Genomic DNA, 5,895 nt, shown 5'->3' with positions numbered 1-5,895 from the left:
ACCCGACTACGACAGCCAGGCCCTGTACGGTGGCCTCTCGGTATTCGGCAGCCGTCTCGGAGCGGCCTACAGCGCCCAGGCCGGGCGCAGCACCACTCCACGCCTTCCTCCAAAGGCACCAGGTTGGTCGTGCACGTAATCTTCATGGCTTTTTCTTGGAGAGCCCAGACCATTTGGAGTTGCGCGCTAACGAAGAGTCACAGCAGCGCGCCCGCGAGCACCTGCGCATGGCAGCACTGACGCTGCAATTTGCTGAGGCCACCGGATTGCGCCCAGCCACCAATCAGCGTCAGTGGAACCTTATGAATGGCCTGCACCACTTGCCCAACAACGACCACGATTCTGGTTGGGTGTCCGAGTCTGGTGATTGGGTGCACCTTGATGAGCCTTACGACTCTGCTAAGCGTCCATCTGAACTCCAGCGCCGCGAGACTTGGTTGGCTGACCGCGGGCAGCACGGGGCTTGGATCGCTTGGGGTGGGCTCTACTCGCCAGACCAGACGCGACCGCATCTAACAACGGCTAACCCGTCCCTCTTGCATCAGCTAAAGCTGACCCTCGAAGCCTTACCCCCCGTGATTTCGGGTGATTGGCCCCATTGGCCATGGGTCTCTGGTGATTACTGGGCCCAGTTCATTAGCCCGTCACGCAGTGCTGCTGGTGGCAAGCGCAAACCCCGCGCTGGCACGACCTACGGTTGGAGTAAGAACGCTATCGAGTACCGCAGCTCGGTGGGGTTCAAGTCTCTCTGGCGCCCGGATCGCCCGATGAGCTTGGCCAACCATAAATTGCTGGGGGATGAGCTCAAAAACCTTGGCGTGTCACCGACAACTAACGCCGGGCATAGCAAGCTGCAGCGGGTACGGAGCGAGCTCGAAAACTGGCTCTTTGCTGAGTACCCTCGTGATACCAGTGCCTCGGCTACCGCTACCTTTGACGTCTATTACGGCGGACAGGCTACCAAACGCTATCGTAGCCCACAGGAGCAACTTGCTGCCCTGGACCGTATTCAATCTGTGCTCATCGCGTCTTACCCTGAGAGCAAGCCTCTGCGGGACATGCTGAAGCAACTTGCTTCAGCCCGCCTTGCGACGGTGAAGGCGCCGGCACGGTAGTCGGTAGGGTAAAGGAGGTGTAGCACTTCCTTTACCCCCATGAATTGATGCCTGTGCTTGATCGGCTTTGCCCCTTTCCCAGTGGCACCCAGCGACCAGGTCCATCTTTTTCCGACCGTAAGCGAGGGGGAAAACACCGCCTCAGCTTCGGTTGAGCGAGTAGCGTGCCTGAGATATCTCGTGGAGACGTGCTCGATGAACAATATGTCCCTCAATACTGTGGCCGCAGATCCTCAGCGGCTGCACATCACCTCACGCCGGGGAATCGGGTTTACCGGCCTGTGGTTCGCTTTCATGGCTTGCTCAGTACACGCAGCACCGGACCGCGTCCACTCGCCAGAGGCAGCAAGTCTTGAGCTGCGCAAGCTCTACGCCAGTTGGAACCAGACCGGGATTGGTGACCTGTACTGCGGTTGCACTTGGGCCTGGACGAAAAACGGCGCCGGCAAGATGCAGTTGAGTGCATGCGGCTACGTGGCCAGCACCCAGCCCCGCGCGGCTCAGCAACTGACCTGGGCACCTATCGTTCCCCTGAAGGCCATGGGTAAGGGGAGGGAGTGCTGGCGTCGCGGTGGAGAGAAAGCCTGCTCCGCCGGTGACGACGCATTCCAGGCCATGGCTTCCGATCTACACAATCTGGTGCCGGCCGGCGGCGAAGTCGCAATGGATCGCGCTGGCGCTGACTTCGGGGAGATACCCAGTGCGCTACCGCGCTATGGGCTGTGTCCTTCAAAGTTTGATCGATTAGCTGGACTGTTCGAGCCGCGCGATGAGGTGAAAGGCTTTGTCGCCCGGGCGACCTTCTACATGGTCGACCGGTACGCGATTCGCTTGAGCGAGCAGCAGCAGGACCTGCTTATGGAATGGGACCGGAGCTTTCCGGTAACGCCCTGGGAGGTTGAGCGCGAGAAGAAGCTCGAAGCCCTAACCGGTGTGTCCAATCTCTTCGTAACTGGCGCGCGATCGTGGGTATCGGGCTATGTCCCGTCAGCTGATGGGCTGGATGCTGCAGATCGAGAGTCTGCACTACGGCTGACGGTGGAAGATGGCACCGTCAGCAGCTGGACCGGTCCCGTGGTTGGGAACAGGCGAACGAACATCTTCTACTTGCCCGAGGGGTGTACCACCAAACGTCGCTTGAACCGTCGCGACCAGGTTGACTTCGACTCGCCGGCGGCCGCCAGGTCGGCAGGGTTCGAACTAGCGAATGAATGCCGCTAAGCACGGCACGCTGAGGAAGTGGAGGGAGTGTCGCTCTCCTGGTCATCAAGTGCCGTGGCACCGCTTGTACTTCTGGCCGGAGCCGCACCAGCACGGATCATTCCGTCCCTGTTCGCGGCTGCCCCGCCCAGTGCGCGCCGGAATCGGTGAATCATGCTGCAGGCGCTCGATTGCATCGGTTCCCTCCACCCCCACCTCTCTAAGTAAGCGGAACATGTTGCGCTGTCTCTGGGTGGTGTCGCCCTGTGAAAGAGCGTCTATCAGCAATTTCAGCTCGGCCAGTCGCTTAAATTTGCTGCGAACCGGTACTGCATTCCTGTCGAAGAGGCCACACACCAGCAGACTGTTCAGATCGAATACGGCGGCGGTCCAGTTCTGACTGAGCCATTTCCGGAGCTTACCCACTGCTATGCGCGAAAGCTCCAGACATGCTGCCTCATCATCATGCGGGTCACCATCAGTGGCGATGGTCTCCATGCAGAGCTGCAGGGCGCTTGCAGCTTTTTCCCAGCCAGCCTTGTTGTCCTCCAAGCGCAGCGTTAATTGAGCGTATGCCCGTGCTGCACGCACTCGAAACTCGATGAAGCTGATGCTGCGTTCAAAGCAGTCCACCGCTTCTGCGAGATTACGGTCAGGTAGAGTTCCTTCCCAGATCTCGTACCCAAGGCTGAATGTTGCGTTGGGGAAGCCTTGAGCGGCGGCCTCTATCAGCCACTTGAGGGCAAGTTGCTTGTCAGTTGGAACGCCCTGCCCGGTGGAGTAGAGAACGAATAAGTTGAACTGAGCTTGGGGATAGCCAAGTTCTGCAGCTTCCTGACAATAGCTTGCCGCTTTGGTGAGGTTAATTTCGCAGCCTCGGCCCACTGCATACATCGCTCCCAACTGGCTGAGTGCTTCCGGGTGCCCATGCCGTGCAGCTTTTTCAAAGTAGAGGAGGGCAGCGGCCTCGTCCTTGGCAACTCCAGGAGAGCCGTGGAGGTTGCAGTCACCGATAAAGACCAATGCATCAGGGTGGTCAAGCTCTGAAGCATGGAGGGCCAACTGCTCGCCCTTCAGACGCGTCGATTCGTCCATGCCAGTGTCTTTAGCTTTATAGGATCCGTATTGGTACATGCAGTCCGGATGGCGGGCGTCGGCCCCCTGCTTGAACCAGTACATGGCCTTGTCGATGTCTGACCTGGATGCTGGACCGTATCCATCCTGCAGGATGAACTGATCCTGTCTCTTGAGCAGATCCGCTCGCTCCTTGAAGTAAACCCCTACCTGATGAATTGCATCTACATCCCCATCAATCATGGCGCGGTAGCAGACATCCTTGAGCGGGTCTTCCGTGACGTCGACGACCTCGTAGTCAGGAACCTCCTGGCCCCTAGAGCGGTAGTTGGCCTCGATTAGTGATCGAGCGGCATATAGTGACTCAAGGGCCTGTTCAGCGAAGCCAACGGCCTGAAAGTCGTACTTTTCGGGATGAGCACCTTTGTTGCCGTTGAGCTGAAGTACCTTGAGCTGGCGCTTCTCCTTTGAGGTCAGCAAGCGGCGCTCGTCTAGCATCCGGATTTTCGTCGCCAGCTCCGTGCGTTCGTCGAAGTCAGGAAAAAGGAGATCGCAGTACACCGAAGCGAGTCCCCGTAGCTGGGTCAACGCATACCCTGGTGTGGCGAGGCTGAAGAGCTTTCCTTCCTTGTAGAGGTCGCCGATCCTCGATGTTACCCCGTAGGCGAGTTCAATATCGTCCATGGTCCTGACTCTGCGATGCTGTCTTCAATAGCTGTGCCGGCCTACCGCAGTTGGCCGGCCGCCCATTTCACTTCGAACTCTTGCTTGGCATGGCTCTTATGCTCGATGCACTCGACCATGTGCTGGTCGCTTCTCCAGTTATCGCAACCACGGGGTGGCTGGTAAAAGCGCTCCCACGCTATGTCGTGTTGGCGCTGTGTCTCGGCGGCAACCCTGACAACCTCGGCGTCGTACTGATCTTGCTGACGGTAGGTTTGAGGAGCTGAAGCAGCTGAGGGGCGCGTGTTGAGCGCCTGAAGCTTCTCCAGGGCTCGCTGTGTTCGCTCTATTTGGCGCTCAGCGATGTAGTCAATGGCTGCCACGCGTACGTAATACATCGCCACGGCGGTGACGATGACCCCGACTAGCCCTAGCGCCCAGGATTGAAATGATCTCGAACGGCGTCGTGCCATCTGGTTGCTCCATGCAGTAATGGCGCAATGCTATTGCATCTTTCCACGGCATGGAAAGAGTGCGTGAACGCGACTGTCTGTGATTCAGATAGACTTTGAACTCCCCACTCTGGACTAGCTTGAATGAACCCAACTGATGACCTCGAACGGCAGATGCGACAAGCCCTGGGTGTTGCTCCGAAAAAGGAGAAACGCACCATCGAAGCCAGCAATCCAATGCGTGGCTATTTGGTCATTTTGAGCGTGCGGGGCGACGGTGGGCCGGCCTTCAGGTACGAACATCGCTCGCGGTCAATCAGTAGGACAGAGGCCATACTCGATGCGGAAAAGACAGCTCGTGCAGCTGGCTACAGGCCTTGGGCGTTGCTCGACGTGGTCGAACCCTGAATGAGTGCTATCGACTTCAACAGATTCAGAACGGCGTTTGCGCCTGGTGATGGTGTCTTTCCAGCTGGCCCAGTTTCGCTTTCCCTCATAACGCTGCCGCAATCGCTAGGCTGACGGTGCTTCGAGAGAGTGCCTCTATGAACGTGAATGCTTGAGGCCCAGTGCATCTCTGCGGGGCTTTTAAACCGCACTGTAAAACGCGTAGCGCTACTGGTTCTTCTGGTTCAGCCCCAGCACTTCTCGTAGCGATTCGTTGTCAGGCCAGTGACGATTAACTAACCACCAGACACCACCCTGGCCAATGGCGCTGCTTACGGCGCCAATGCCTTGAAGGTGGATACCGCACAGATCTGCGATTTCTGATTTCTCGCTGGGACTTTCGCTGTGTCCGTGCGTCTCAAGCGACAAAAATCTGTAGACAGCGGTGTACAGGTCGGCAACGTCTGCCTCCTTGGCTTGCTGCTGAATACTGGGAGGGGAACGTCGCTTTGGTCGTTCTTGCTCTAGGTATCGAGCCGTAACATCCTCACCAGTGCTGCGGTCGAAGACCTGCATGGTTCCTGCTTCTAGGTTTAATTTGAACGCTTTCGCCAATTGAGCGGTGCCTGCACTGCTTTGCGACTCAGCATTCTCAATGGATCGAATACCCCACAAAACCGTGATCAACTGCTCCAGTAGGCATCGACTCAGGACGCCCAGGCAGCCGGGGTTTGCCGCAGCGCCCAAAACCGCCGCTCCGCTTACCAACTCAGCTGTTCGCCTCAGCTGCTTACGAACAAAGTCGTCGCGCGGATCCGTTGGCCCTGTTGCTTCCATTTCGGAGGATATGATCAGCCTCGAAGCTTGCGTTCCCAACGACTTAACAAGTTCGTCCAGTACTGATGGTGTGCTCATGCGGTTCTCTAGGCTTAGTGCTGGTCACTGTAGATGGCAGGTGATGCCAACGGATCACGACGGTGCTACCGTCTGGCACAACGGACAGT

6 protein-coding genes and 1 pseudogene are annotated in these 5,895 nt (G+C 57.8%); 4 read left to right on the top strand and 3 right to left on the bottom strand.

The genetic code is table 11. The features are described 5' to 3' along the window. The 3 genes and pseudogenes from FAS41_RS31550 to FAS41_RS29150 all read left to right on the top strand — a co-directional run. Positions 1-97: pseudogene (locus FAS41_RS31550) on the top strand (TorF family putative porin); the annotation flags it as partial. Positions 98-227: 130 nt separating this feature from the next. Further along, a complete protein-coding gene (locus FAS41_RS29155; protein ID WP_138526769.1) occupies positions 228-1,115 on the top strand; it encodes a DUF5623 domain-containing protein in 888 nt (295 codons plus the stop codon). A gap of 195 nt (positions 1,116-1,310) precedes the next feature. Next, on the top strand, positions 1,311-2,336 hold the full coding sequence (locus FAS41_RS29150) for an endonuclease (RefSeq protein WP_138526768.1): 1,026 nt from the start codon (positions 1,311-1,313) through the stop codon (positions 2,334-2,336). 45 nt (positions 2,337-2,381) lie between these two features. On the opposite strand, the gene FAS41_RS29145 is transcribed toward FAS41_RS29150, so the two are convergent. Next, positions 2,382-4,073, bottom strand: coding sequence for an SEC-C metal-binding domain-containing protein (locus tag FAS41_RS29145; RefSeq protein WP_138526767.1), 1,692 nt, complete (start codon positions 4,071-4,073; stop codon positions 2,382-2,384). A 41-nt stretch (positions 4,074-4,114) separates the two neighbouring features. Then, entirely contained in the window at positions 4,115-4,525 is a 411-nt protein-coding gene (locus tag FAS41_RS29140) for a hypothetical protein (protein WP_138526766.1), read from the bottom strand. A 123-nt stretch (positions 4,526-4,648) separates the two neighbouring features. Here FAS41_RS29140 and FAS41_RS29135 point away from each other — a divergent pair, with 123 nt between their 5' ends. Beyond that, the gene (locus FAS41_RS29135) at positions 4,649-4,912 is read left to right on the top strand and encodes a hypothetical protein (RefSeq protein ID WP_246084962.1); all 264 of its coding nucleotides are present in this window, start codon (positions 4,649-4,651) and stop codon (positions 4,910-4,912) included. A 207-nt stretch (positions 4,913-5,119) separates the two neighbouring features. Here FAS41_RS29135 and FAS41_RS29130 read toward each other — a convergent pair whose 3' ends face one another. After that, positions 5,120-5,806, bottom strand: coding sequence for a DUF5677 domain-containing protein (locus FAS41_RS29130; RefSeq protein ID WP_246084961.1), 687 nt, complete (start codon positions 5,804-5,806; stop codon positions 5,120-5,122). Between the last annotated feature and the right edge of the window lie 89 nt (positions 5,807-5,895).

This window comes from Pseudomonas nicosulfuronedens, from assembly GCF_005877905.1.
Classification (GTDB): domain Bacteria; phylum Pseudomonadota; class Gammaproteobacteria; order Pseudomonadales; family Pseudomonadaceae; genus Pseudomonas; species Pseudomonas nicosulfuronedens.
The sequence above is the reverse complement of the archived record's forward strand: the minus strand, read 5'-3'. Positions and strand labels throughout refer to the sequence as shown.